Annotated in this window: 22 protein-coding genes; 20 read left to right on the forward strand and 2 right to left on the reverse strand. The window is 70.7% G+C overall.

The window, feature by feature from the left end; translation table 11 throughout:
• Positions 1–4: 4 nt before the first annotated feature.
• Genes H4F98_RS01320 through H4F98_RS01335 form a run of 4 tightly spaced genes read left to right on the forward strand, consistent with a single transcriptional unit; the run spans position 5 to position 9,768 of the window.
• Positions 5–6,436 (forward strand): Hpt domain-containing protein, encoded by a 6,432-nt coding sequence (locus tag H4F98_RS01320; RefSeq protein WP_182684849.1) that lies wholly within the window; start codon positions 5–7, stop codon positions 6,434–6,436.
• Positions 6,429–8,165, forward strand: coding sequence for a chemotaxis protein CheB (locus H4F98_RS01325; RefSeq protein WP_246372726.1), 1,737 nt, complete (start codon positions 6,429–6,431; stop codon positions 8,163–8,165). The genes H4F98_RS01320 and H4F98_RS01325 overlap by 8 nt, the downstream gene beginning before the upstream one ends.
• An 11-nt stretch (positions 8,166–8,176) precedes the next feature.
• Positions 8,177–8,674: a chemotaxis protein CheW gene (locus H4F98_RS01330; protein ID WP_182684850.1), complete on the forward strand. Its 498-nt coding sequence runs from the start codon at positions 8,177–8,179 to the stop codon at positions 8,672–8,674.
• A gap of 41 nt (positions 8,675–8,715) precedes the next feature.
• Entirely contained in the window at positions 8,716–9,768 is a 1,053-nt protein-coding gene (locus tag H4F98_RS01335) for an acyltransferase family protein (RefSeq protein ID WP_281368111.1), read from the forward strand.
• Between the two features lie 29 nt (positions 9,769–9,797).
• Here the strand turns inward: H4F98_RS01335 and H4F98_RS01340 are convergent, their stop codons facing one another.
• Together H4F98_RS01340 and bioA are read right to left on the reverse strand one after the other, a co-directional pair.
• Positions 9,798–10,535 (reverse strand): 16S rRNA (uracil(1498)-N(3))-methyltransferase, encoded by a 738-nt coding sequence (locus H4F98_RS01340; RefSeq protein WP_182684851.1) that lies wholly within the window; start codon positions 10,533–10,535, stop codon positions 9,798–9,800.
• The gene (gene bioA / locus H4F98_RS01345; protein WP_425487558.1) at positions 10,532–11,926 is read right to left on the reverse strand and encodes an adenosylmethionine--8-amino-7-oxononanoate transaminase; all 1,395 of its coding nucleotides are present in this window, start codon (positions 11,924–11,926) and stop codon (positions 10,532–10,534) included. The genes H4F98_RS01340 and bioA overlap by 4 nt, the downstream gene beginning before the upstream one ends.
• A gap of 95 nt (positions 11,927–12,021) precedes the next feature.
• Between bioA and nudE the strand changes: the two genes are divergently transcribed.
• From nudE to H4F98_RS01425, 16 genes are all read left to right on the forward strand, one after another.
• Positions 12,022–12,573 (forward strand): ADP compounds hydrolase NudE, encoded by a 552-nt coding sequence (gene nudE, locus H4F98_RS01350; RefSeq protein WP_182684853.1) that lies wholly within the window; start codon positions 12,022–12,024, stop codon positions 12,571–12,573.
• A complete protein-coding gene (gene cysQ / locus H4F98_RS01355; RefSeq protein WP_182684854.1) occupies positions 12,570–13,382 on the forward strand; it encodes a 3'(2'),5'-bisphosphate nucleotidase CysQ in 813 nt (270 codons plus the stop codon). The genes nudE and cysQ overlap by 4 nt, the downstream gene beginning before the upstream one ends.
• Before the next feature lie 2 nt (positions 13,383–13,384).
• Positions 13,385–14,236 carry a nucleoside triphosphate pyrophosphohydrolase gene (mazG, locus tag H4F98_RS01360; RefSeq protein ID WP_182684855.1) on the forward strand — a complete coding sequence of 284 codons (852 nt, stop codon included), beginning with the start codon at positions 13,385–13,387 and terminating at the stop codon, positions 14,234–14,236.
• A 35-nt stretch (positions 14,237–14,271) separates the two neighbouring features.
• Complete coding sequence (locus H4F98_RS01365; protein ID WP_182684856.1) at positions 14,272–14,622, forward strand: hypothetical protein; 351 nt, start codon at positions 14,272–14,274, stop codon at positions 14,620–14,622.
• A 10-nt stretch (positions 14,623–14,632) separates the two neighbouring features.
• Positions 14,633–14,932, forward strand: a complete 300-nt coding sequence (locus H4F98_RS01370) for an Mpo1-like protein (protein ID WP_182684857.1) — start codon at positions 14,633–14,635, stop codon at positions 14,930–14,932.
• A 162-nt stretch (positions 14,933–15,094) separates the two neighbouring features.
• Positions 15,095–15,805: a response regulator transcription factor gene (locus H4F98_RS01375; RefSeq protein WP_141518106.1), complete on the forward strand. Its 711-nt coding sequence runs from the start codon at positions 15,095–15,097 to the stop codon at positions 15,803–15,805.
• A gap of 25 nt (positions 15,806–15,830) precedes the next feature.
• Positions 15,831–17,105, forward strand: coding sequence for a sensor histidine kinase (locus H4F98_RS01380; protein ID WP_182684858.1), 1,275 nt, complete (start codon positions 15,831–15,833; stop codon positions 17,103–17,105).
• Positions 17,106–17,195: 90 nt separating this feature from the next.
• Positions 17,196–18,725 (forward strand): efflux RND transporter periplasmic adaptor subunit, encoded by a 1,530-nt coding sequence (locus tag H4F98_RS01385; RefSeq protein ID WP_182684859.1) that lies wholly within the window; start codon positions 17,196–17,198, stop codon positions 18,723–18,725.
• Positions 18,722–19,429 (forward strand): ABC transporter ATP-binding protein, encoded by a 708-nt coding sequence (locus H4F98_RS01390; protein ID WP_182684860.1) that lies wholly within the window; start codon positions 18,722–18,724, stop codon positions 19,427–19,429. Before H4F98_RS01385 ends, H4F98_RS01390 begins: the two co-directional genes overlap by 4 nt.
• Positions 19,426–20,661 (forward strand): ABC transporter permease, encoded by a 1,236-nt coding sequence (locus H4F98_RS01395; RefSeq protein ID WP_182684861.1) that lies wholly within the window; start codon positions 19,426–19,428, stop codon positions 20,659–20,661. Before H4F98_RS01390 ends, H4F98_RS01395 begins: the two co-directional genes overlap by 4 nt.
• Before the next feature lie 81 nt (positions 20,662–20,742).
• Complete coding sequence (locus H4F98_RS01400; protein ID WP_425487559.1) at positions 20,743–21,741, forward strand: isoaspartyl peptidase/L-asparaginase family protein; 999 nt, start codon at positions 20,743–20,745, stop codon at positions 21,739–21,741.
• Between the two features lie 131 nt (positions 21,742–21,872).
• Positions 21,873–22,253: a diacylglycerol kinase gene (locus H4F98_RS01405; RefSeq protein ID WP_182684862.1), complete on the forward strand. Its 381-nt coding sequence runs from the start codon at positions 21,873–21,875 to the stop codon at positions 22,251–22,253.
• A 38-nt stretch (positions 22,254–22,291) separates the two neighbouring features.
• Positions 22,292–23,026 (forward strand): TerC family protein, encoded by a 735-nt coding sequence (locus tag H4F98_RS01410; protein WP_182684863.1) that lies wholly within the window; start codon positions 22,292–22,294, stop codon positions 23,024–23,026.
• Between the two features lie 122 nt (positions 23,027–23,148).
• Positions 23,149–23,787, forward strand: a complete 639-nt coding sequence (locus tag H4F98_RS01415) for a LemA family protein (protein WP_182684864.1) — start codon at positions 23,149–23,151, stop codon at positions 23,785–23,787.
• 6 nt (positions 23,788–23,793) lie between these two features.
• Entirely contained in the window at positions 23,794–24,711 is a 918-nt protein-coding gene (locus H4F98_RS01420) for a TPM domain-containing protein (protein ID WP_343064706.1), read from the forward strand.
• Positions 24,712–24,718: 7 nt separating this feature from the next.
• A complete protein-coding gene (locus H4F98_RS01425; RefSeq protein WP_182684865.1) occupies positions 24,719–25,219 on the forward strand; it encodes a TPM domain-containing protein in 501 nt (166 codons plus the stop codon).
• Positions 25,220–25,232 lie beyond the last annotated feature (13 nt).

Below are 25,232 nucleotides of genomic sequence, written 5' to 3' on the forward strand. Positions count from 1 at the left end.
GACCATGACCGTGATGAGCGACGCGATCGACACCACCACGCTGGGCTGGATCAAGCCGGAGCTGGACCAGACCCTGCAACAGGCCCGCGACGAGATCGAGGCCTTTGCGGAGAACAAGGGCGATACCGCCCGCATGCGCGCCTGCGCGGCCCACCTGCACCAGGTGCACGGCACGCTGCGCATGGTGGAGCTGTACGCGCCGGCGATGGTCGCCGAGGAAATGGAGCGCCTGTCGCTGGCGCTGCTCCACGGCGAGATCGAGAATCGCGACGAAGCCTGCGCGGTGCTGATGCGCGGCGCCGTCCAGCTCCCGGACTACCTGGAGCGCCTGCAGGGCGGCCACCGCGACATCCCGATCGTGCTTTTGCCGCTGCTCAACGAACTGCGCGCCATGCGCGGCGAAGTCGGGCTGAACGAAAGCGTCCTGTTCGCGCCCAACCTCGACCGTCCGCTGCCTTCCGACCTGCCGGCCTCGCTGCCGGCGAACGCCAAGGCCGGCAGCACCGCGAGCGCGCACCTGGCCGCGCTGCGCAAGGCCCTCAATGACTGGCCCGAGCACGCGGGCCCGGCCGATCCTGCCGCGCTGGTGAGTGCCATCGACGGGCTGCTTTCCGACGTTGCCGTCGAGCCGCTGCGGCGCATGTTGTGGGTGGCCCAGTGCGTTGCCGAGGCTCTTCGCGACAACGCCATGCCGGCGACCCGCGCCCTGCGCCACGCCTTCGGTGGCGTCGAGCGCGAAGCGCGCCAGATGCTGGAAGGCGACGACTTCAGCGGTCCGCGCAGCGGTCCCGCCGCGGAACCCACCCGCCAGCTGCTTTACCACGTCGCGCACAGCGCGGGTGGACATCCCGCGCTCGATACGCTGCGGGAGACCTTCAACCTCGACGCGCAGATGCCGAGCGAGTCGGAAGTCGAGCACGCGCGCGGCAGCCTGAGCGGCCGCAACCGCGAGCTGCTCGACACCGTGTCGGCGGCGATCAAGGAAGACCTGCTGCGCGTCAAGGACGCGCTCGACCTGCACCTGCGCACGCAGCAGGACGACGTCGGCGGCCTGGCGCAGCAGGTGGACGTGCTGACCCGCGTCAGCGACACCCTCGGCATGCTCGGCCTGGGCATGGCCCGCAACGTGGTCGTGCAGCACCGCGACATCCTGCGCGACATCGTCAACGGCCTGAAGCCGGCCGACGAGGGCGCCCTGCTCGATGTCGCCGGCGCCCTGCTGTACGTCGACGCCAGCCTGGACGACCAGGTGTCGCGCCTGGGCCACCAGAGCACCGAACAGGAAGGCAGCCTGCTGGCGAGCGAGTCGCGCAAGGTGCTCGACGTGGTCGTGCGCGAGGCGATCGCCAACTTCGGCGATGCCCGCCAGTCCTTCGTCGCGTTCGTGGAGACCAACTGGGACCACGACGAACTGGCCGAGGTCCCGCGCCTGCTGGACGAGGTCGGGGGCGCCATGCGCATCCTCGAACTGGAACTGCCGGGCGAGTACCTGCGCGGCATCAAGCGCTACACCGAGGTCGAGCTGATCGGCCGTCGCAAGGTGCCCACGGGCAGCCAGCTCGACACCCTGGCCGACAGCCTGGCAAGCCTGGAGTACTACCTCGAGGCGGTGCGCGAACAGCGCCCCAACCGCGAGCGGATCCTCGACATTGCCCGCCAGAGCCTGGAATCGCTGGGCTACTGGCCGGTGCCGAGCACCGCCGACCATGTGGTGGCCGGCGACCTGCCGGGTGCCATGCGCATCGACGACGACACCCGCGAAGCGGTGTCGCGTGCGCTGGGCGAGCTCGAGCGCGCACCCGCGCACACCGCCGGCACGCCCGGCGCCCCGGCGGCTGCATCCGGTAGCCCCGACACGCCGGCGATGGCGCCTGCGCCGGCTGACACGGCCGCGCCCGCCGAGCACGTGGCCGCCCACAGCCCCGTCGCCGACGCCGGCGTCGCCTCCGCGGGCTTCGAGCACAGCGACGACATCGACGACGATATCCGCGAGGTCTTCCTCGAAGAGGTCGAGGAGGAGATCGCCAACCTCGGCAACCTGCTGCCGACCTGGTACGAACAGCCGGGCGACAAGGAAAAGCTGCGCCCGATCCGTCGCGTCTTCCACACCCTGAAGGGCAGCGGTCGCCTGGTCGGCGCGCGCACCCTCGGCGAGTTCAGCTGGAAGATCGAGAGCATGCTCAATCGCGTGCTCGACACCGACAATGGCCGTGAGGCCAGTCCCGCGGTCGTCTCCGTGGTCGAGCATGCCTTTGCCGTACTGCCGCAGCTGCGCGACGCGCTGCAGGGTGGCGCGGTCGTCACCGCCGACCTGCCCGGGCTCGAAGCCATCGCCGATCGCGTCGCAGCGGGCGAGGAAGTGTTCTACACCGCGCCGGAGGTGCCGACCCAGGCCGCCGCCGCCGAAGCGCCGGCAAGCGTGCCGGAGCCGCCGCCGGAGATCGAAACGCAACCCGACGCCGTGTCCCCGGTCGAAGACGTCGAGGTCGAGGCCGGCGAACCCGAAACGACCGTCATCGACGAGGTCGCCGGGACGGAGCCGGAACACGAGCCCGCGAAAGAGCCGGAACCTGCTGGAATCCCGGCTTCGGTCGACCCGGTCCTGCTCGAGATCCTGGACGCCGAGGTCACCGGTCACCTGGCAACCATCGAGGACTGGATCGCCAGCGCCCAGGTCGTGCCGCAACACGTCAACGACGGCCTGCAGCGCGCCATCCATACCTTGAATGGCGCGTTCGCCATGACCGAGGTGCCGGTGATCACGGAGATCACGGCGCCGGCGGAAGGTTACGTCAAGCGCCTGCTGGTGAGCGGTGCGCCGGTGAATGCCGAGGGCGTCGCGACACTCGCGGCGGTGGCGCATGCCATCCGCAGCACGCTCGAGGCACTCAAGACGCCTGCGCCGCGCATCCCGGCGTTCGAGGGTCTGGCCGATCGCGTGGTGGAGTTGCGCGACGCATTGCCGGCCGTGCAGGCGCCCGTGGGCATCGAGACCATCGAGGAACCGGCGACCCCGGCGCTGCCGCCAGCGGCGGAGCGCGAGCGGACCGGCCACCTGTTGTCCATCGACCTCAGCAGCTTCGTCGGTCACGTGGACGCGGTGCCCTCGCATCTTGGCCGCAGTCCCGAAGCGATCGCTGCCGAACTCGACGAAGTCGCGCGCATCGAGCGCGAACGCGAAGAGCGGCTGCAGTCGGGTCGCATGGCGCCGCCGCGGGATGCGGCGTCCGAGGATGCGATCAACCGCGAAGCCGCATTGCTTGAAGCCGAGCGCATCGAGGCCGAACGCGCCGAGGCCGAACGCCTTGCGGCGGAGCGCATCGAAGCCGAACGCGCCGAGGCCGAACGCCTGGCCGCCGAGCGTGCCGAAGCCGAGCGCGCCGAAGCCGAACGCCTGGCCGCCGAGCGCGCCGAAGCCGAGCGCGCCGAAGCCGAACGCCTGGCCGCCGAGCGTGCGGAGGCCGAGCGCGCCGAAGCCGAACGCCTGGCCGCCGAGCGTGCGGAGGCCGAACGCGCCGAGGCCGAGCGCCTGGCCGCCGAGCGTGCGGAGGCCGAGCGCGCCGAAGCCGAACGCCTGGCCGCCGAGCGTGCGGAGGCCGAACGCGCCGAAGCCGAACGCCTGGCCGCCGAGCGTGCGGAGGCCGAACGCGCCGAAGCCGAACGCCTGGCCGCCGAGCGTGCGGAGGCCGAACGCGCCGAAGCCGAACGCCTTGCCACGGAGCGCGCCGAAGCCGAGCGCGTGGAAGCCGAACGCCTTGCCACGGAGCATGCGGAAGCCGAGCGCGTGGAGGCCGAACGCCTCGCCGCGGAGCGTGCCGAAGCTGAACGTCTGGAAGCCGAGCGGGTCCAGGCCGAAGAAGAGGCCGAGTACGCGCGGCTGGAAGCCGAATACGCAGCCAGCGAGCGTGCCGCGGAAGGCGCGGAGGACACGGACGGGCCTGAAATCGAGGATGTCGCCGACGCTGCGCCGGCCGATGTCGAACAGGCGTCCGAGCCAGCGCTCGGCCATGCCATCCTCGCCGCGATCACGGTCGAGGCCGATCCGGATGCCGACCTCGACCTGACCGACCTCGATCCCGAGCTCGTCGATATCTTCGTCGAGGAAGGCGGCGACCTGCTCGACCATTCCGACGGCCTGCTGGCGCAGCTGCGCCAGTCCCCCGAGGATCGCGACATCCTCGTCGGCATGCAGCGCGACCTGCATACGCTGAAGGGCGGTGCGCGCATGGCGGGCATCATGGCGGTCGGCGAACTCGGCCACGTCATGGAGTCGCTGCTCGAGGCCGTCGTCGAACGCCGCGTCGAGCTGGGCCGCGACAGCGTGCCGTTGCTCGAGCAGGGCTTCGATCGCCTGCATGCGATGGTCACCCGCGTCGGTGAGCGCAGGGCGCTTGCGATGCCCGAGGCGATGATCGCCGAGTTCGAGGCCCGCGCACGCGGCACCACGACCCTGGTCGAGGCCGACGCTGCTTCCCCGGTCGCCGCTGCGCCCGAGGCCACCCCGTCCGCGGGGGCGAGCGAGCCCGCCCGCGTCGAGGCGCCCGTCGCGCGCCCGGGCCTGTCGGCGCCTGTCGGCAGCGACACGCGGGTCGACGACGACGACGAGATCATGGTCCGCGCCCCGCAGGAACAGGTGCGTATCCGCGCCGACCTGCTGGACCGCCTGGTCAACTACGCCGGCGAAGTCGCGATCTACCGCGCGCGACTGGAGCAGCAGCTGGGTGCGTTCCGCGGCGCGATCGCGGAAATGGCGCAGACCAACACGCGTATGCGCGACCAGCTGCGCCGCCTCGAGATCGAGACCGAAGCGCAGATCGTCGCGCGCTACCAGCGCGAGGCCGACAGTGGCGAACCCGCGTTCGATCCGCTGGAGCTGGACCGCTTCTCGACGCTGCAACAGCTGTCGCGCGCGCTCTCGGAGTCCGCGGCCGACCATGGCAGCCTGCAACAGACCCTCGACGACCTGACCCGCCAGTACGAGACGCTGCTGCTGCAGCAGTCCCGCGTCAGCTCGGAGCTGCAGGAAGGCCTGATGCGCACCCGCATGGTGCCCATCGACGGCCTGCTGCCGCGCCTGCGCCGCGTGGTGCGCCAGGCTTCCGGCGAACTGGGCAAGCACGTCCAGCTCAAGCTCGACGGCTCGCAGGGCGAACTGGACCGCAACGTGCTCGAGCGCATGACCGCACCGCTGGAGCACATGCTCCGCAATGCGGTGGCGCACGGCCTGGAGACGCCCGAAGCGCGTCGCAAGGCCGGCAAGCCCGAGGAAGGCAGCATCCGCATCGCGGTGCGCCGCGAGGGCTCGGAAGTCGTGCTGGTCGTTTCCGACGACGGCAGCGGCCTGAACCGCGAGGCCATCCGCAAGCGCGGCCTCGAGCGCGGCCTCATCCGCGAAGGCGCGGTGCTGGGCGACTCCGACCTCGACATGCTGATCCTGGAGCCCGGTTTCTCTACCGCCAGCGAAGTCAGTCGCCTGGCCGGTCGTGGCGTGGGCATGGACGTCGTGGCCAGCGAGGTCCACCAGCTCGGCGGCACGCTCGACATCCGGTCCAAGCCGGGCAAGGGCGTGACCTTCACCCTGCGCTTGCCGCAGACGCTCGCGGTGACCCAGGCGGTGTTCGTCAAGATCGGCGAAACCAGCTTCGCGGTGCCGATCGCCTCCGTCCGCGGCGTCGGTCGCATCAGCCGCGAAGCGCTGGAAGGCCCGTCCCCGAGCTACGAGTACGGCGGCGAAGACTACGTCGTGCACGATCTTGGCCAGCTGATCGGCCATGCCCCGGCCAAGGCCGAGGGCCAGCTGCAGATGCCGGTCCTGCTGATCCGCTCCGGCGACCTGCGCGCGGCGGTCTGCGTCGACCAGGTGGTCGGCAACCGCGAGATCGTGGTGAAGTCGGTCGGTCCGCAGGTCGCCTCGGTGCCGGGCATCTTCGGCGCGACGATCATGGGTGACGGTCGCGTGGTCGTCATCCTCGACGTCGCTCCGCTGGTGCGCCGCCGCGCGGCCATGCCGGACGATGCCGCGGTCGAGCCGATGCAGAGCCACGAGCCGCGTCGCGTGCCCCTGGTCATGGTGGTCGACGATTCGGTCACCATGCGCAAGGTCAGCGGTCGCGTCCTTGAGCGCCATGGGTTCGAGGTCGCCACCGCGAAGGACGGCATCGATGCGCTCGAGCGCATGGCCGAAGTGGTGCCCGACCTGATGCTGCTCGACATCGAGATGCCGCGAATGGACGGCTACGAACTGGCCACGGAAATGAAGGCCGATTCACGTCTGCGCGACGTGCCGATTGTGATGATCACCTCGCGTACCGGCGACAAGCATCGCCAGCGTGCGCTTGAAATCGGCGTCAACCGCTACCTGGGCAAGCCGTACCAGGAGCCGGAACTGATGCGCAACGTGTATGAACTGCTCGGGATCGAACAAGAGAATGACTGAAACCGCCCGTCGCGTAGCCCTGCTGGTCCGTCCCGGCGTTGCCGGTGACCGCCTGCGCGAACTGCTGGCCGAGGCCGGCATCGAAAGCGTCCTGCAGGGCGATCCGACCGAACTGGCGGCCGAGGCGCTCGCCGAGTCCGGACCACAGGTGGTGCTGGTCGCGCTCGATCCGGAGACCGAGGACGCGCTGGAGCGGTTCGATTCCGTGCTCGGCAACCCCGACGTCGACGTGATCTACGAGGAAGCCGAGCTGGCCGCGGTACGCGAAGGCTGGGAGCAGGCGCGCTGGAAGCGGCACCTGCTGGCGAAGCTGCAGGGCCATGACCGCGTCCTGCCGCCGCGCCCCGATGGCAGCGCGGATGCCGACCCGGTGGCGCTGCAACTGCACAGCGTGCGCGATGTCAGCGACCAGGACCTGCAGGACTTCGATCCCGAACTGGCGTCTGCCGACACGGCGCCGGAGATGCCCGGCGATCCCGAGCCGTCGACGATGCCTGGCGATGCGCTGTCGCTCGACGAAGACACCGTGGACGACGGGACGACCCAGGTCGACGCCGATGCAGGCGGCGAACTGGCCTTCGAGACGGAGGCCCCCGGGAACGACGATGGCGCCCCCCTGACGCTGGAAGGCGATGTCTCCGGTTTCGAGATCACCCTGGACGACGCGGACGGACAGGCGGCGTCGTTCGAGACCGCCGGACCGGCGATCGACGACGCGCGTGTCGTGGAAGCGGCCGGGCCGGGCGACACGGGCGAGACCATCGAGCTCGACGTCGCCGACTTCCAGTTCTCGGCCAGCAGTTTCGACCCGGCACTCGCCGAAGCCGAGGAAGCCGCCGGCAATGGCGACAGCTCGGGTTTCGAGATCACCTTCACGCTCGACGAAGAGGGTCCCTCGACGTCTGCGCGCGACGGCGACGGCGGACTGGAAGCGCACCTGGAGAGCCTGATCCGGGCGTCTTCGGAAGATGCGCCCGCTCCGGCCGCGCAGGACGCAGCGGCGACCGCACCGGGCGACCCGGCGCCGCAGCCGCCGCCGCTCCCGCCCAAGGGCTCGAGCTTCGGCGAACTGAGCCTGGACGATGGCGATGGCACGTACGCGGCGCCGCAGACGCGGGCGGCCGACGACCGCTTCGGCCGTGACCTGGCCGATCTCGATCAACGCATCGCCTCGCTCGAACTGGTCGACGACAACGCCGAGCGCGGCGGCGGCGTACCCGGCGCCGTGCTCGTGATGGCCGGCATCGGCGGTCCCGATGCCGTCCGCCAGCTCCTGGGCGCGCTCCCCAACGACTTCCCGCGGCCGGTACTCGTCCAGCAGCGCCTCGATGGCGGGCGCTACGACCGCCTGGTGGCGCAGATGCAGCGCGCGACGACGCTGCCCGTCGAACTGGCCGAGCCGGGCCAGTCCGCGCGGCCCGGCGTGGTCTACATGCTGCCGGCGGGACTGGGCATCCAGTCGGGCGCCGAGGGCATGGGCTTCGTGGCCGAGGGCGAGATCCTCGCCGCCCTGCCGGCCGCCGACAGTGCGGTGGTCCTGCTCAGCGGCAGCGATCCGGCCGACGTCGACCAGGCGCTCAAGCACCGGGCCGGCGGGGCGCTGGTGGCGGGTCAATCCGCCGAAGGCTGTTACGACGCATCGGCCTCCGACCAACTGGTGGCGCGGGGCGGTGAATCCGGCCAGCCGGCCGAACTCGCACTACGCCTGGCCGAGCGCTGGCTCGCCTGAGGAATTCCGCCATGTCCCAGACTCCTTTCCATTCGAGCGAAGAACGCAGCGTCCGCGACATCCGCGGCGTGCTCATCCAGGTCGCGGGCGCGCGACTGATCCTGCCCAACGCGACGATCGCCGAAGTGCTCTCGTACGCCGCGCCGGAACCCTTCGCCAACGCACCCGATTGGTTGCTGGGACGGATCCGCTGGCACGGTTGGCAGGTTCCGCTGGTGGCCTTCTCGCAGCTGGCGGGCATCGACCAGGACAAGCCCGGACTGGGTAGCAAGGTCGTCGTGCTCAAGGCGCTGGGCGGCAATCCCCGCGCGCCGTACTTCGCCATCCTGACGCAGGGCTTCCCTCGTCTGGTGACCGTGGCCGACACCGGCATCGTGCTCGACGAGGACCAGGGCGAACTGCCTGCCGCCGTACACGCCCGCGTGGTCCACAACGACGACCTCGCCTTGCTGCCGGACCTGCAGTCGCTCGAGACCCGGATCGTGGACGCCATCGCCGAAGCGGCTTGAACGCCGCCGCATTGGCCGGTGGGGGCGGCCCCGGAGGCCGGTTGGCATCGGTCGACGCCCTGCGCGGCGTCACCGTGGCAGCCATGCTGCTGGTCAACAATCCCGGCGACTGGGGCCACGTGTATGCCCCCCTGCTGCATGCGGACTGGCACGGCTTCACCCCCACGGACCTGATCTTCCCGCTGTTCCTGTTCATCGTCGGCGTATCGATCAGCCTTGGGCTGGGCCGCCCGCTCGAGCAGGGGCGTCCGGCATCGCAGTTCCTTCGCCCCGTCGTGTCGCGTGCCGCGCGCATCATCGGGCTCGGCCTGCTGTTGCACCTGTGCGCCTACTGGGCCTTCGACCTCGCGCACTACCGGGTCATGGGCGTGTTGCAGCGCATTGGCCTGTGCTACCTGTTCGCGGCCCTGGCGATGCTCTACCTGTCGGCGCGCCAGCAGTGGATCGTGGTCGGCGCGCTGCTCCCGGGCTACTGGGCGCTGCTCGCCGCTGGCGGCACGCTGGACCCATGGACCAATGCCGCCAGCCGCTTCGACACCTGGGCGCTGGGCGTTCACTGCTACCTCTACGATCCGGCCACGGGCCTGGGCCACGACCCCGAGGGCCTGGCCAGCAGCCTCGGCGCGCTCGCGACGACCGTGCTGGGCCTGCGTGCCGGCGACGCGCTTCGCCACGGTCGGCGACGGGCGCTGCTGCTGGGCGCCGCGGGCGCGATGGTGCTGGCGCTGGCCTGGCAGCTCGCGCTGCCGATCAACAAGAACCTGTGGACGCCCTCGTACGTGCTGTGGAGCGGCGGACTGGCCTGCGCCCTGCTGTTGCTCGCCCATGAAGCGGTCGATCGCCGCGGCTGGCCGGCCTGGGGGCGCGCCTTCGGTGTCAATGCGATCGCGGCCTACGCCGGCTCGGCCTTCATGTTGTACGCGCTGGTCGCCCTGGGCGGTCTCGATCCCCTCTACCAGCATGGCTTCGCGAACTGGATGACGCCGCGCTTCGGGCCTTACGTGCCGTCGCTGGCCTACGCCCTGGCCTTCGTCGCGCTCTGGTGGGGGGTGGTGCGGGTCCTCGACGCGCGCGGCATCCATTTCAAGGTCTGACGTCGCCCCCGTTCCGGGGACACGCCGCGTCAGGCGAAGTCGCCGAAGCGCGCCTGCAACGCGGACAGCACCGCCAGGCCCGCGGTTTCGGTGCGCAGCACGCGTGGCCCGAGCCGCATGCCGGTGAAACCCGCTGCGCGCAGTTGTTCCAGGTCCTGGGGCGACCAGCCGCCCTCCGGGCCGATCGCCACGACCACGGGCTGTCCGGGACCAACCTCCAGCTGGCCCAGCGCGTGCGTGCCGTCCGGGTCGAGCGTCAGGCGCAACGGCGTTGGGGGCAAGGCCGCCAGTGCCAGCGGCAGCGGCAGGGGCGCTTCCACCGCCGGCACGCGCGCGCGTCCGCTCTGTTCGCACGCCGACACGACGACGCTGCGCCAGTGCGCCAGGCGCTTGTCCGCCCGCGCGCCTTCCAGGCGGACCTCGCTGCGTTGCGACCAGGCCGGATGCACGGCATCGACCCCCAGTTCGGTGGCCTTCTGGAGCACCAGGTCCATTTTTTCGCCGCGGGCGACGCTCTGCAGCAACACCACCGGCAAGGGCGACTCCTTGTCGACGTGCACGCCCTCGCCGATTTCCACCCGGACATGGCGTTTGCCGACCTCGACCAGGCGGGCCGGATGGTCGTGGCCGTCGCCGTTGAACACGATGCAGGTGTCGCCGACGCCCAGGCGCAGGACCCGGGCGAGGTGCCCGGCGGGACCTTCGGGCAGGTCGAGCGCCTGCCCGGCAACCAGCGGCAGCGCCACGTGGACGCGGGTGAGCCTCATGCCATCGCCTCGCCGGTGGCGATCTCGATGACCTCGGCAGTGGTCCTCGCCAGCAGGTCCAGGGCCTCGTCGTCCACGCAGTACGGCGGCATCCAGTACAGCACGTCGCCGAGCGGCCTCAGCAGCACGCCGCGCTCCAGCGCGGCCCGATAGGCTCGCAGGCCCACGCGCGATGCCGGGTCGAACGGCGTGCCGCGGTTGCCGTCGCGGGTGAGTTCGAATGCCAGGACCATGCCCGCCTGGCGCAGGTCGGCCACGTGGCGGTGCTCGCCGATCGGCGCCGCCAGCCGCGCCATGGCCGCGGCGGTGTCGCGGTTGCGCGCCACCACACGGTCCTGCTCGAAGATCCCGAGCGTCGCCAGCGCCGCGGCGCAGGCAAGCGGATTGCCGGTGTAGCTGTGCGAATGCAGGAAGGCCTTCTCGCGCGAGTCGTCGAGGAAGCCTTCGTATACCGCCTCGGTGGTCAGGACCGCCGCCAGCGGCAGCGAGCCGCCCGTCAGGCCCTTGGACAGGCAGAGGAAGTCGGGGGCCACGCCGGACTGTTCGCTCGCGAACAGCGTGCCCGTGCGGCCGAAGCCCACCGCGATCTCGTCGGCGATCAGGAACACGCCATGGGCGTCGCACAGCTCGCGTGCCAGGCGCAGATAGAGTGGATCGTGCATGCGCATGCCGCCGGCGCACTGCAGCCGTGGCTCCAGGATCAACGCGCAGACCTCGCCCGCATGCCGCTCGAGCAGCTCGCCCAGGGCGGCGGCGGCACGTCGTGCGCGTGCCTGCGGCGACTCGCCCGGCTCGCACAGGTAGGCATCCGGGGAGGGCGCGAAGATCGCTTCCGTCAGCAGGGGCGCATAGACCCGTCGATACAGCGGGATGTCGCCGACTGCGAGCGCGCCGAGGGTTTCGCCATGATAGCCGCCTTCCAGCGCGATGAACTTGTCGCGTCCCTCGATGCCGCGGTTGCGGAACCAGTGGAAGGCCATCTTCAGGGCGACCTCCACGCCGGCCGAGCCGTTGTCGGCGTAGAAGACCTTGTTGAAGGGCGCGCGGCCGGGCTCGCGCGGCGCGATCGCAAGCAGGCGCTCGGCCAGCTCGACGGCGGGCGCATGCGAACAACCCGCCAGGATCACGTGCTGGAGCTCGCTGGCCTGCCTGGCGATCGCCGCCGCGATGCGTGGCTCGGCATGGCCGAACAGGTTGACCCACCAGCTGCTGACGGCATCCAGGTAGCGATTGCCGTCGCGGCCGACGAGCCAGGGGCCTTCCCCGCGCTCGATCGGCAGCAGTGGCAGGGTGTCGGGATGCTCGCGCATCTGCGTGCAGGGATGCCAGAGCACGGCGAGGTCGCGCTCGCGCCAGCGGTCGGCGCTCGAAGCCCCGCCCTCTGCTAGCATCAGCGGATCGTGAATCGACTTGTCCATTCCCCCATTATCGTGCCTGCAGCGATTTTTCTCTTCCCCATGGCGCCGGCATGGCCGGGAGCGCCGCGATGAGCCCGCGCCTGCCGACCATCCACGGCATCACCGAGCACGAGGCCGGTCCCTACCGCCTGGAGCGGCTCGACCTGGAGTTCTCCAATGGCGAGCGCCGGCGCTACGAGCGGCTGCACAACCGCGGCCATGGCGCGGTGGCGGTCGTCCCGCTGATCGACGAGGACACGGTCCTGCTGGTCCGCGAGTACGCCGCCGGGATGCACCGCTACGAACTGGGCCTGGTCAAGGGGCGGATCGACGCGGGCGAGTCCGCGCTGGAGGCGGCCGACCGCGAACTCAAGGAGGAGGCCGGCTACGGCGCGCGCGACCTGAAGGTGCTGCGCGCACTGACCCTGGCCCCGACCTACATGAGCCACGAAACCCAGCTGGTGATCGCCCGCGACCTGTATCCCGAGCGGCTGCCCGGCGACGAGCCCGAAGCGCTGGAGGTCGTGCCGTGGAAGCTGGACGCGCTGGACCAGCTGATCCTGCGCGAGGACTTTTCCGAAGGCCGCTCCATCGCGGCGTTGTTCATTGCCCGCGAATGGCTCAGGACCCAGGCCCGATGACCCCGAACGCCCCCCTTTCCCCCGAACTGCGCGAATCGATCGTCGAACTGGCGTACCGCGCCGGCAACGCGATCATGGAAGTCTACGAAAGCGATTTCGCCGTCCAGCACAAGGACGACCGCTCGCCCCTCACGGCCGCCGACCTGGCCTCGCACCGCTGCATCGTGGAGGCCCTGGCGCGACTGACGCCGGACATCCCCGTGCTGTCGGAGGAGTCGGCCGACGAGATCGACACGGCCACGCGACGCGGCTGGACGCGGCTGTGGATCGTCGATCCGCTCGACGGCACCCGCGAGTTCGTCAAGCGCAACGGCGAGTTCACCGTCAATATCGCGCTCGTCGACGACGGCGAGCCGGTCTTCGGCGTCGTCCAGGCTCCCGTCACCGGCGTGTCCTGGTTCGGCGGGCGCGGGCAGGGTGCGACCCGGCGCGGGGGCGGCAACGACCGCGCGCTGGAAGTCCGCCGGCCGGCGGACGCCCCCTTGCGGGTGGCGGCCAGTCGTTCGCATCGCGACCCGCGCACCGAGGGCTTCATCGGCCGCATGGGCGAAGTCGAGCCGGTGGGGTTGGGCTCTTCGCTCAAGTTCTGCCGCATCGCCGAGGGCGGGATCGACGTCTACCCGCGCTTCGGCCCGACCAGCGAGTGGGATACCGCCGCCGCGCAGTGCGTGCTGGAAGGCGCCGGCGGCGCGGTGCTCGACCTGCAGGGACGGCCGTTCCGCTACAACCAGCGCGACACCATCCTCAACGGCGAGTTCGTCGCCCTGGGCGACCTGTCCCTGCCCTGGCGCGACTGGCTGGGCGCCTGAGCATGGCCGGCCCGCCGCGGGACGCAGACGTGGAGACCGGCCTGGCGCCCGGCGACATCTGTCGCCTGCTGGCGATCATGCGTGCCCTGCGCGATCCGGTCGATGGCTGCCCCTGGGACGTCGAACAGGATTTCGCCTCGATCGCCCCGTACACCGTCGAGGAGGCCTATGAAGTGGCCGACGCGATCGATCGCGGCGACCTGGACGACCTCAAGGACGAGCTGGGCGACCTGCTGCTGCAGGTGGTCTTCCATGCGCGCATGGCGGAGGAGCAGGGTGCCTTCGACTTCGCCGACGTGGTGGCCGCCATCAGCGACAAGATGGTGCGCCGGCACCCGCATGTCTTCGGCGACGACGAAGTCGGCGACGCCGCCGGGCAGACCGTGGCCTGGGAGGCGCTCAAGCAACGCGAGCGCGACGCACGCGGCGAGGCCGATGCTTCGGCGTTGGCGGGCATCGCCCGCGGCCTGCCCGAATGGCAGCGCGCAGTGAAACTGCAGAAGCGCGCCGCCCGCGTCGGCTTCGACTGGCCCGGCATCGCGCCGGTGCTGGCCAAACTGGCCGAGGAGATCGAGGAGGTCCGCGCCGAGTTCGAGTGCCTGCGGGCCCGCCCGTCCGATCCCGCCGCGCAGGCGCGACTGGAGGAGGAAATCGGCGACATGCTGTTCGTCTGCGCCAATGTCGCCCGGCATGGCGCGGTCGACGTGGGCACGGCGTTGCGCCGCGCCAACCTGAAGTTCGAGCGACGCTTCCGCGCCATGGAGGCCCTGGCGGCCGCCGACGGCGAGCGACTTGAGAACTTGGCGCTGGACGCGCAGGATGCGTACTGGGCACGGGTCAAGGCGCTGGAATGAAGGCCGCGATGCGCGCAGGGCGCTAGGAGGAACGTATGGGCTGGTGGTCCAGGTGGTTCGGCAAGCGCGGTACTGCGGAAAACGGCGAGCACGCCGTCATCGTCTCGTTCCAGTACGGATCCCCCGACACCGGGCCGCTGGCCGAGTTGGGGGAGCAGCTGCGCGCGGCACTGGGCGACAGCGGCGACGGCGAGTACGACGGGCACGAGATCGCCGAGGACGGCAGCGACGGCACCTTCTTCATGTACGGCCCCGATGCCGACCGCATCCTCGCCCGGGTCAAGCCGCTGCTGCAAAGCCACGGACAGCTGAGCCGCCTCACCGCGCGCCTGCGCTATGGCGAGGCGGGGCGCAACGCACCCGAAACCGTGCTCGAGCTCGGCTGAGGCGGCCGGCATGCGTTATTCCAGCTTCCGCGAGTTCTATCCCTTCTACCTGGGCGAGCATGCCAACCGCACCAGTCGGCGACTGCACTTCATCGGCAGTTGCGGGGTGCTGGTGCTGCTGGCGACGGCGTTGGTGCGCGGCAATGCGTGGTGGCTGCTCGCCGCGCTCGCCTGCGGCTACGGATTCGCGTGGGTCGGGCACTTCTTCTTCGAGAAGAACCGCCCGGCGACGTTCCGCCATCCGTTCTATTCCTTCGCGGGCGACTGGGTGATGTTCGTCGACATCCTGCGCGGCCGGATCAAATTTTGAGATTTGCGTCACGTTTTCAGGCGTTTCATCGCCGGGGCTGGCAGTCGTCCGCCGCATGTTCATCTGCCAGCAGGGAAAGCCCCCCTGTTCGGGCAACGCTTTCACGGGATATCCACTGCGTCTCCCGCAGCCTTCACGAAACTGAAGCGAGGGGTTTCCCATATGCAGGGTACACGTGAGGGCGGTCTGGTCCTGATCGTCGAGGACAACCGCAATATTTCCGAGATGGTGGGCGAGTATCTCGAAGGCCGCGGCTTCGAGGTCGACTACGCCGCCGATGGCCTGGATGCCTACCGGCTGGCCACCGACAACAGCTACGACGTCATCGTGCTGGACCTGATGCTGCCGCGCATGGACGGCCTGGAGGTCTGCAAGAAGCTGCGCGAGGAAGCGCGCAAGTCCACGCCGGTGCTGATGCTGACTGCCCGCGACACGCTCGACGAGAAGCTCAACGGCCTGTCCGTCGGCGCCGACGATTACCTGACCAAGCCCTTCGCGATCCAGGAGCTCGAGGCCCGCCTGCGCGCACTGATCCGCCGCGAGCGCCGCCAGGTGGGCGGCGAGGTGCTGAAGGTCGCCGACCTCGTGCTCGACCCCGCCAGCCTGCGCGTCACCCGCGGCGGCAACGAGCTGCAACTGTCGCCCATCGGCCTTCGCCTGCTGACGATCCTGATGCGCGAGTCGCCGCGCGTGGTGAGCCGCCAGGAGATCGAGCGCGAGATCTGGGGCAATGGCCTGCCCGATTCCGATACCCTGCGCAGCCATCTCTACAACCTGCGCAAGACCATCGACAAGCCCTTCGACAAACAGTTGCTGCATACCGTGCAGAGCGCGGGATATCGGATCGCCGACATCACGCAGTCGCCGGACTGAGCGCGGCGCTCGCCGGCTTCCCGACATGGCCCACGGACTGCACCGCCAGATCAAACTGGTGTTCATCCTGCATGCGTTGATCAGCGGCCTGCTGATCGCCGGCGGCGCGGTCGTGCTCGGCCTGCTGGTCCGGCACGCGGTGCTCGACCATCGCATGCAGGCCGAGGCGGATACGTTCTGGACGCAGCGCGCGCGCAATCCGGACCACCCGCTGCCGATGACCTCCACGATGGAGAGCTTCCTCGACACCGGGGGGCGGCTCGATCCCGCCCTGCCCGCCGACGTGCGCGACATGTCGGCGGGGCTGCACTGGATGCCGCTGCGGCACACGACGTTCTACGTGGACAGGCGCCCGGAGGGCGTCGTCTACTTCCGGCTGACGCCCGGCGACGTCGAACTTGCGATCCTGCTCACCGGCCTGGCCTGCCTGTTGCTGTCCATGCTGACGATCGCGGTCATCTCATGGCTGAGCTACCGGACCTCCAAGCGACTGGTCTCGCCGGTCAGCTGGCTGGCCAACGTGGTGGCCCGGTGGGATCCCCGCGCGCCCGACACCGAGGCGATCTCGGCGACCGCGCTGCCGGTGGATTCGGGCCGGGAGGTGCGCTCGCTGGCGCGCGCCCTGCGTGGCCTGGCGGGCCGCGTGGAGGCCTTCGTCGCCCGCGAGCGCGACTTCACGCGCGACGCCAGCCATGAACTTCGCACCCCCCTGACCGTGATCCGGGTGGCGACCGACCTGATGCTGGCAGACCCCTCGGCCTCGCCGCAGGCCCAGCGTTCGCTGGCCCGCGTGCAGCGCGCCGGGCGCGACATGGAGGCGGTGATCGAAGCGTTCCTGATCCTCGCCCGGGAAGCCGAGATCGCGCCGCAGAGCGAAGAGTTCGACGTGATGGACGTCGTCCACCACGAGGTGGATCGCATCCAGCCGCTGCTCAAGGGCAAGCCGGTGGACGTGACCATCGTCGACCAGGGCGGCCCGCGGCTCTACGCCCCGCCGAACGTGCTCAACGTCATGCTCGGCAACCTGCTGGGCAATGCCGCGCGCTTCACCGAAAGCGGGCACATCGAAGTACGCGTGTCGCCCGACGGCATCGAAGTGCGCGACACCGGCATCGGCATGGACGCCGGCACGCTGGGACGCGCGTTCGACCCGTTCTACCGTGCCGACCCCGAGCGCGAGGAGGGCAAGGGCATGGGCCTGTCCATCGTCCGGCGCCTCGGCGAGCGCTTTGGCTGGCCCGTGCAGCTCTTCAGCGAGCCGGGCAAGGGCACGACCGCGACGATCCGCTTCGTTGCCTGAACCCCGTGGCATGCTCGTGTCAGGGCCGCGTCAACGCGGCTGCGGCGCGCGCGTTGTCGCAAGGGTCTCCCTCCACCATCGACCGACCGAATGAACCGACACTCCGCTCCGTCCCGCCCCGTGCGCACCCCGGCCCGGGGCAAGCGGGCCGCCTGGCTGCTGGTCCCGCTGCTGGTCCTGGGCGCTGGCTTCTACGCCTGGCAGCACCGCGGCGCCGAAACGGCCGAGGGCGCGTACCGGACGGTCACCGTCGATCGCGGCGACATCCGCGTGGGCATCTCGGCCACCGGCAGCCTGTCGGCGATCTCCACCGTGGATGTCGGCAGCCAGATCTCCGGGCAGCTCACCGAAGTGCTGGCCGACTACAACGACCGCGTCCGCAAGGACCAGGTGATCGCCCGCATCGACCCCAGCACGTACGAAGCGCAGATCGCCCAGGGCGCCGCGGCCGTGGCCAATGCCCGCGCCGCGCTCGCGACCGCCGAAGCCGCCCTGCGCAACGCCGAGGCCGACTACACGCGCAAGAGCGAGCTGGTCGGCCGCCAGCTGGTGGCCCGCAGCGATGCCGACCTGGCTCGCGCCGCGCGCGACCAGGCCCGGGCGCAGGTGCAGGCGGCGCGCGCGCAGATCGAACAGCAGATCGCATCCACGCGCACGGCCCAGCTCAACCTGGACCGGGCGGTCATCCGCTCGCCGGTCGACGGCGTGGTGCTGACGCGTTCGGTCGAACCCGGGCAGACGGTCGCGGCGAGCCTGCAGGCACCGGTACTGTTCCAGATCGCCGAGGACCTGTCGAAGATGGAGATCGTGTTGGCGATCGACGAGGCCGACATCGGCCAGGTGCGCGCGGGGCAGGGCGTGTCGTTCACCGTCGACGCCTTCCCCGACCGACAGTTCCGCGGCGAGGTGCAGCAGGTCCGGCTGTCGGCGACCAACACCAACAACGTCATCACCTATCCGGTGGTGGTGTCGGTGGACAATGCCGACCAGTCCCTGTTGCCTGGCATGACCGCGAATGCGGAGATCGAGGTCAACCATCGCGAGGACGTGCTGCGGGTCGCCAATGCCGCCCTGCGCTTCCGGCCGGACGAGGGCGAGATCGCGGCGCCGGCGACCGGCGGTGGTGCGGGCGGCGGGATGCAGGACGCGTTGCCGCGCATCGCCGCGTCGCTCGGGCTCGACGCCGCCCAGCAGGCGGCCTTCGATGCGGCCCTCGAGCGGCTGCAGGCGCAGCGCGCCTCCCGCCAGGCGGCCGCCCCCTCCGCGGAGGGCGGTGGCGGTCGCAGCGTCCTGTTCGGCGGCGGACCGGGTGGGCGTCCGCCGGCGGCCAGTGGCTCGGGCGGGATGAGCGGCGCGATGCGGCAGCGGATCCAGGAGCGCTTCGCGCAGCAGTTCGCCGACTTCACTGCCCTGCTCGACGACGACCGCAAGGCGCGCTGGAACGCGGCCATCGGCGCCCTGCTGGGCGCGCGCCGGGCGCCGCTGTACCTGCTGCGCGACGGCACCCCGGTCGCGGTGATGGTCCGCGTGGGCGCGAGCGATGGCAGCTTCAGCGAGGTGTCGGGCCCGGTCGCCGAGGGCGAAGTCGTGATCACCGGCCGGACGCGCAGCGCGCCATGAGCGCCACCGTCATCGAAACGCGCGCGCTGGGCAAGGTCTACTCGCCCGGCACGCCGGCCGAGGTGGTGGCCCTGCATGACGTGGACATGCGCATCGACGCCGGCGAGCTGGTCTCGATCATGGGGCCCTCGGGTTCGGGCAAGTCGACGCTGATGAACCTCATCGGCTGCCTGGACACCCCCAGCAGCGGCCAGTACCTGTGCAAGGGGGTGGATGTCGCGACCCTCGATGCCGAGGCGCGGGCGCGCCTGCGGCTGGAGACCATCGGTTTCGTGTTCCAGGGCTTCAACCTGCTCAGCCGCATGAGCGCGCTGGAGAACGTGGCCATGCCGATGGGCTACGCCGGCGTGCCGCGTCCCGAGCGCCTGCGGCGCGCGCGCGAGGCGCTGGACTCGGTCGGCCTGGCCGCGCGCGAAGGCCACCGCCCCAGCGAGTTGTCGGGCGGACAGCAGCAACGCGTGGCCATCGCCCGCGCGCTGGTCAACCGACCGGCGTTGCTGCTCGCCGACGAGCCGACCGGCGCCCTCGACAGCCATACCGGCGAGGAGATCCTGGGCCTGTTCAAGCGCCTGCAGGCGGAAGGGCAGACCGTCGTGCTGATCACGCACGACCCGGGCGTGGCCGAGCATTGCGACCGCGTGCTGGAGATGCACGACGGCGCGCTGCACGAGCAGGCCCGCGCAGCGGCGGGGGGGCGCCCATGAACTTCCTGGAAGTCCTGCGCACCGCGGTGTTCGCCCTGCGCGGCAACTGGGTACGCAGCGCGCTGACCTCGCTGGGCGTGATCATCGGCATCGCCGCCGTCATCGTGATGGTGTCGGTGGGGCAGGGCACGCAGGCCGAGATCGACAAGCTGGTGTCGGGCCTGGGGTCCAACCGCCTCGACATCAGCCCCGGCGCCGGGCGCGGCCCGGGCGGCGCGCGCATGAGCGCCAGCAGCTACTTCACCATCGACGAGGATGATGCCGACGCCATCCGCCAGGACATCCCCGAGGTGCAGTACGTCGCCGCTTCGCTGCGTGGTGGCACCCAGGTGGTGTTCGCCGAGAACAACTGGTCCAGCCAATGGCAGGGCGTACAGGCCGACTTCTTCCCGATCGAAGGCTGGGAGATCGCCAGCGGCGCCGTCTTCGAGCCGCGCGACTACGGCACGGCCGCCAAGTCGGTGATCCTGGGCGACACGGTGCGCCGCGAGCTGTTCGGCGACGAGGACCCGGTGGGCCAGACGGTGCGCCTGGGCCGGGTGCCCTTCACCGTCGTCGGCACGCTCAAGCCCAAGGGCCAGGGCGGTTGGGGCCAGGACCAGGACGACGTGCTGCTGGTGCCGCTGGAGACCAGTCGCCGCCGCCTGATGGGTGCGATGGCGCTGCCGCCCGGCGCGGTGCAGCAGATCACCCTGGGCGTGACCCGTGCCGACGACCTGGGCTACGTGCAGGGGGAGGTCGAGGCGCTCCTGCGCCAGCGCCATCGCATCCAGCCCGGGGCGGAGGATGATTTCCGTGTCCGCAACATCGCCGAGATCATCGAGACGCGCACCGCCACCACGCGCCTGATGTCCTTGCTGCTGGGTGCGGTGGCGACGATCTCGCTGGTGGTCGGCGGCATCGGCATCATGAACATCATGCTGGTCTCGGTGACCGAGCGCATCCGCGAGATCGGCCTGCGCATGGCGGTCGGCGCCGGGCCGTCGGACGTGCGACGCCAGTTCCTGGCCGAGGCCATGCTGATTTCCCTGGTCGGAGGCGCGCTGGGCATCGTCATCGGCATTGCCGGAGCCCTGCTGGTGGGGCGCATGGGTTCGCTGCCGGTCGCGCTCAACGGCCAGGTGATCGCGCTGGCGGCCGGCTTCTCCGTGGCGACCGGCCTGTTCTTCGGCTACTACCCTGCGCGAAAGGCCTCGCAACTGGACCCGATCGAGGCGTTGCGGCAGCAGTAGGCGGTCGCTCGCCGCGGTATGCTCGGGACCTGGTGTCTTGCGCCTGGGCGGGAGGGTCCGATGCGTCGTATGTTGTCCACGTTGTTGCTGGTGTCGTCCATGGTGATGGCGATGAATGCACGGGCCGAAGACGCCCCTGGGCCGCCGCAGGCAGGCAGGACCGCCCTGGTGATCCACGGCGGCGCGGGCTTCGTGCCGCGCGAGTCGCTCAGCGACGATGACCTTCGCGAGATCCACGCCACGCTGGACCAGGCGCTGGACGCGGGCAATGCCGTGCTTGCCGATGGCGGGGCCGCCCTGGACGCGGTGCAGGCGGCGATCCGCGTGCTGGAGGAGTCGCCACGCTTCAACGCAGGCAAGGGTGCGGTCTTCAACGCCGTCGGCGGCCACGAACTCGATGCCTCGTTGATGGAGGGTCACACCCGGCGCGCCGGGGCGGTGGCGGGCGTGACCACGGTCCGCAGCCCGATCCTGCTCGCGCGGGCGGTCATGGAGCACAGTCCGCACGTCATGATGGCCGGCGCGGGCGCCGAGGCCTTCGCCGACACGCGCCCGGAGCTCGAGCGCGTGGACAACAGCTGGTTCGACACCGAACACCGCCGCCGCGCGCTGGAGAAGGCGCAACAGACCAGTGCCGGGATCGCCGGCGACGACGCGCCGGCCTATTTCGGCACCGTGGGCGCGGTCGCCCTGGACCGCCACGGCCATATCGCCGCCGGGACCAGCACCGGCGGCATGACCAACAAGCGTTTCGGGCGAGTGGGCGATGCGCCCGTCATCGGCGCGGGCACCTGGGCCGATGCGGGCTGCGGCGTCTCCGGCACCGGCTGGGGCGAGTACTACATCCGCAATGCGGTCGCCCATGACATCTGCGCCCGCGTGGCCTACCGCGGCGATCGCCTGGACGCCGCCGCCGAAGAAGTGGTCAACCGCATCGTCACCGACGCCGGGGGCGACGGCGGGGCCATCGCCCTGGACCGCGACGGCAACATCGCCATGCCGTTCAACACCGGGAGTATGTTCCGCGGCTGGATCCGGCCCGACGGCAGCCGCGGCACCGCGATCCACGAAGCCGAGTGATCGCGCGCCGCCCGCGACGGCGGCCGGTCATGCGGCTGTGGCAGAATTGCCCGCCGTGGCCGGCGCCGCGCCGCGCGCGGCCTGCATCCGGCGTATCGCCCCCATGCCCGACCCCAGGAGGTCCGTACCCCATGGCCGATGAATTCGGACACCTGCCGCGCGGCCCGCGCCGCATCATGAAGGCCACCGTCTGGTCGATGCAGGGACTGAAGGCCGCCTGGCTTCACGAGTCCTCCTTCCGCCTGGAGGTCTGCCTGTTCGTGGTGCTGGCGCCGCTGGCGGCCTGGCTGGCCCGGACCCCGGTCGAGGGCGTGCTGCTGGTCGGCTCGATGCTGCTGGTGCTCAGCGTGGAACTGCTCAATTCCGCCGTGGAGGCCGTCATCGCCCGTTTCGGCGACGAACACCACTTCATGGCCGGCCGGGCCAAGGACATGGGTTCGGCGGCGGTCTTCGTGGTGATGATGAACGTACTCCTGGTCTGGGGAGGCATCCTCCTGCCGCGGCTGTTCTAGAATGGGCGGCCCTGCCGGACGAACCCCGCGGACGCCCCGTGATTGAACTGCTGACCGATCCGAATGCCTGGATCACGCTCTTCACCCTCAGTGCCATCGAGATCGTGCTGGGCATCGACAACCTGGTGTTCATTTCCATCGCGGTCAGCAAGCTGCCGGTGCAGCGACGCGAGGTCGCGCGCAAGTTCGGCATCGCGGTGGCCTGCGTTTCGCGCATCTGCCTGCTGCTGACGCTCGCCTGGCTGGCGGGGCTGACACACGACCTGTTCCACGTCTTCGGCCAGGGCATTTCGGTCCGCGACCTGGTGCTGATCGTCGGTGGCGGCTTCCTGCTGGTGAAGGGCGGCATGGAAATCCGCGACCTGGTCCACGGCGAGCCTGACTCCGAGGACGTGCACACGCGGCCCGCGGCGTCGTTCGGCATGGTGATCGCGCAGATCGCGGTGATCGACATCGTGTTCTCGCTCGACTCGGTCATCGCGGCCGTGGGGCTGGCCGACCAGCGCGTGATCATGGTGGTGGCGATCCTGCTGGCGGTCGGCGTCATGCTCCTGGCCGCCCGGCCGCTGGGCCAGTTCATCGACAACAATCCCACGATCAAGATGCTCGCCCTGGCCTTCATCGTGCTGGTCGGCGTGTACCTGATCGCCGATGGCTTCGAGCAGCACATCCCGCGCGGGTACATCTATGGCGCGATGGGCTTCTCGGCCCTGGTCGAGTGCCTCAACCTGTGGGCCAAGCGTCGCGAACAGGAACGGCTCGGTCGCACCTGAGCCTCCCGTTTCCTTCGTTGGAGAAGTGAAGGCCGCGTGAGGGCGGGGTGGGTGCCGGCGTTGCGCGGCGCTCACGGCAGTGGTGCAATCGTGCGCAGTCCCGCCCATCCAGGAACACCGCCATGGCCGTCCCGCGCGCCGTCCCACCGGTCCGTTTTCCGTCGGGGGTCCTCCGGACTTTCCTGCTGCTCGTCGTCGCACTGTCGCTGAGCGGCTGCGGCTACAACACCATCCAGCAGAAGGACGAGGCGGTGAAGGCCGCCTGGTCGCAGGTCCTCAATGTCTACAAGCGGCGCGCCGACCTGGTGCCCAACCTGGTCGCGACGGTGAAGGGCTACGCCGAGCACGAGGAGGCGGTCTTCACCGAAGTCGCCGAGGCGCGCGCCCGGGTCGGCAGCATCAACGTCGACGCCAACGACCCTGCATCGGTCGAACGCTTCCAGCAGGGCCAGGCCCAGCTGCAGAGCGCGATCGGCCGCCTGTTGCTGGTCAGCGAGGCCTACCCGCAGCTCAAGGCCGACCAGAACTTCCTGCAGTTGCAGGCCCAGCTCGAGGGCACCGAGAACCGCATCAGCGTCGAGCGCCAGCGCTACATCCAGGCCGTGCAGGACTACAACACCTACATCCGCCAGTTCCCGACCAACCTCACCGCGATGGTCTTCGGCTACAAGCCCAAGCCGAACTTCAGCGTCGAGGACGAAGCCGCGATCCAGCAGGCGCCCGCGGTCGATTTCGGCCGCGACGCACCCGCCGGCGGCTGAGCGCGCGTGACCGGCACGCGCCTGCCGGGCATCGCCCGCCTGCTCGCGATCCTCGGCCTGTTCCTGGTGCTGCAGTCCGCGGCGTCTGCGCAGTCCCTGGCGCCGGTGCCGTCGCTCGACGGACCGGTGGTCGACACCACCGGCACCCTGGACGCCGCGACGCGGCAGGCGCTGGAGGCCCGCGCGCGGGCATTGCAGGACGCCAAGGGCAGCCAGCTGCAGGTGCTGATGGTCCCGACCACCGCGCCGGAGGACATCGCGCAGTACGCGGTGCGGGTGTTCGAGCAATGGCAACTGGGTCGCAAGGGCGTGGACGATGGCGTGCTCCTGGTCGTGGCCAAGGACGACCGTCGCGTCCACATCGAAGTCGGCTACGGCCTGGAAGGCGCGATCCCCGATGCCACCGCCCACCGCGTGATCCAGGAGTACCTGGTGCCGCGTTTCCGCGCCGGCGACTTCGCCGGTGGCGTGGACGAGGCCTCCCGCGTCCTCGCCGGCCTGGTCGAGGGCGAGCCGCTGCCCGCGCCGATGGCGGACCGTCGCGACGACGGCGGCAGTGGCGGCAACTGGCTGGGCGCGCTGTTCGCGGCCTTCGTCGTCGCCCAGCTGGCGCGGGCGATCTTCCGCCGCGTGCCGACGTTCCCGCGGGGCCTGTTGGGGGGAGCCCTCTCCGGCGGCATCGCGTGGCTGCTGTCCTCGGCGATGCTGGTCGGCGGGGTCGGGGCGGTGCTGGGCTTCTTCATCGGCCTGGCGAGCGCCAGCGCCGGGGGCGGGCGCGGCGGCCGTTTCGCCCGCGACAGCGGCTGGGGCGGATTCGGCGGCGGTTCGTCGTCCGGCGGCTGGGGCGGGTCCGGGGGCGGCGGGGGCGGCTGGTCCGGCGGCGGTGGCATGAGCGGAGGCGGCGGCGCCTCCGGGAGCTGGTGAGGTCGCCATGGAACGCCTGAAACGACTGGTACGGCACCTGTTCGCGGCGGACGCCCGGCACCTGTTCCCGGCCGCCTCGCTGTCGCGGATCACGCAGGCGGTGGTGGACGGCGAGCGGCGTCACCATGGCGAGATCTGCTTCGCGGTCGAGTCCGCGCTGTCGGCGGCGGCGGCGTGGAGCGGGGCCGACGCCCGCAGCCGTGCGCACGAGGTGTTCGCGCGGTTGCGGGTGTGGGACACCGCGGGCAACAACGGCGTCCTGCTGTACCTGCTGCTGGCCGAACACCGCATCGAGATCGTTGCCGATCGCGGCTACGACGGGCGCGTCAGCGAGGCCCAGTGGCGCGGGGTCTGCGAGGCGGTGGAAGCGCGGATGCGGGCGGGCGAGCCCGAAATGGCGGTGGTCGCCGGCATCGAGGCGATGTCCGACCTGGTGGCGATGCACTTTCCCCGCGCCGCCGATGCCGCCGATGCCAACGAACTGCCCGACGATCCGCACCTGCTATGAACCGCGTGGGGCC

It is taken from the genome of Marilutibacter spongiae (assembly GCF_014145325.1).
Lineage (GTDB): Bacteria > Pseudomonadota > Gammaproteobacteria > Xanthomonadales > Xanthomonadaceae > Marilutibacter > Marilutibacter spongiae.

What these genes read in the sequence shown, in the direction of transcription:
- cysQ (WP_182684854.1), top strand. Translation starts at nt 12,570, where the DNA reads ATGACCCCGAACGCCCCCCTTTCCCCCGAACTGCGCGAATCGATCGTC.
- H4F98_RS01375 (WP_141518106.1), top strand. Translation starts at nt 15,095, where the DNA reads ATGCAGGGTACACGTGAGGGCGGTCTGGTCCTGATCGTCGAGGACAAC.
- H4F98_RS01370 (WP_182684857.1), top strand. Translation starts at nt 14,633, where the DNA reads ATGCGTTATTCCAGCTTCCGCGAGTTCTATCCCTTCTACCTGGGCGAG.
- bioA (WP_425487558.1), bottom strand. Translation starts at nt 11,926, where the DNA reads ATGCTAGCAGAGGGCGGGGCTTCGAGCGCCGACCGCTGGCGCGAGCGC.
- H4F98_RS01385 (WP_182684859.1), top strand. Translation starts at nt 17,196, where the DNA reads ATGAACCGACACTCCGCTCCGTCCCGCCCCGTGCGCACCCCGGCCCGG.
- H4F98_RS01425 (WP_182684865.1), top strand. Translation starts at nt 24,719, where the DNA reads ATGGAACGCCTGAAACGACTGGTACGGCACCTGTTCGCGGCGGACGCC.
- H4F98_RS01320 (WP_182684849.1), top strand. Translation starts at nt 5, where the DNA reads ATGACCGTGATGAGCGACGCGATCGACACCACCACGCTGGGCTGGATC.
- H4F98_RS01330 (WP_182684850.1), top strand. Translation starts at nt 8,177, where the DNA reads ATGTCCCAGACTCCTTTCCATTCGAGCGAAGAACGCAGCGTCCGCGAC.
- H4F98_RS01365 (WP_182684856.1), top strand. Translation starts at nt 14,272, where the DNA reads ATGGGCTGGTGGTCCAGGTGGTTCGGCAAGCGCGGTACTGCGGAAAAC.
- H4F98_RS01380 (WP_182684858.1), top strand. Translation starts at nt 15,831, where the DNA reads ATGGCCCACGGACTGCACCGCCAGATCAAACTGGTGTTCATCCTGCAT.
- H4F98_RS01395 (WP_182684861.1), top strand. Translation starts at nt 19,426, where the DNA reads ATGAACTTCCTGGAAGTCCTGCGCACCGCGGTGTTCGCCCTGCGCGGC.
- H4F98_RS01405 (WP_182684862.1), top strand. Translation starts at nt 21,873, where the DNA reads ATGGCCGATGAATTCGGACACCTGCCGCGCGGCCCGCGCCGCATCATG.
- H4F98_RS01340 (WP_182684851.1), bottom strand. Translation starts at nt 10,535, where the DNA reads ATGAGGCTCACCCGCGTCCACGTGGCGCTGCCGCTGGTTGCCGGGCAG.
- H4F98_RS01390 (WP_182684860.1), top strand. Translation starts at nt 18,722, where the DNA reads ATGAGCGCCACCGTCATCGAAACGCGCGCGCTGGGCAAGGTCTACTCG.
- H4F98_RS01325 (WP_246372726.1), top strand. Translation starts at nt 6,429, where the DNA reads ATGACTGAAACCGCCCGTCGCGTAGCCCTGCTGGTCCGTCCCGGCGTT.
- mazG (WP_182684855.1), top strand. Translation starts at nt 13,385, where the DNA reads ATGGCCGGCCCGCCGCGGGACGCAGACGTGGAGACCGGCCTGGCGCCC.
- H4F98_RS01415 (WP_182684864.1), top strand. Translation starts at nt 23,149, where the DNA reads ATGGCCGTCCCGCGCGCCGTCCCACCGGTCCGTTTTCCGTCGGGGGTC.
- nudE (WP_182684853.1), top strand. Translation starts at nt 12,022, where the DNA reads ATGAGCCCGCGCCTGCCGACCATCCACGGCATCACCGAGCACGAGGCC.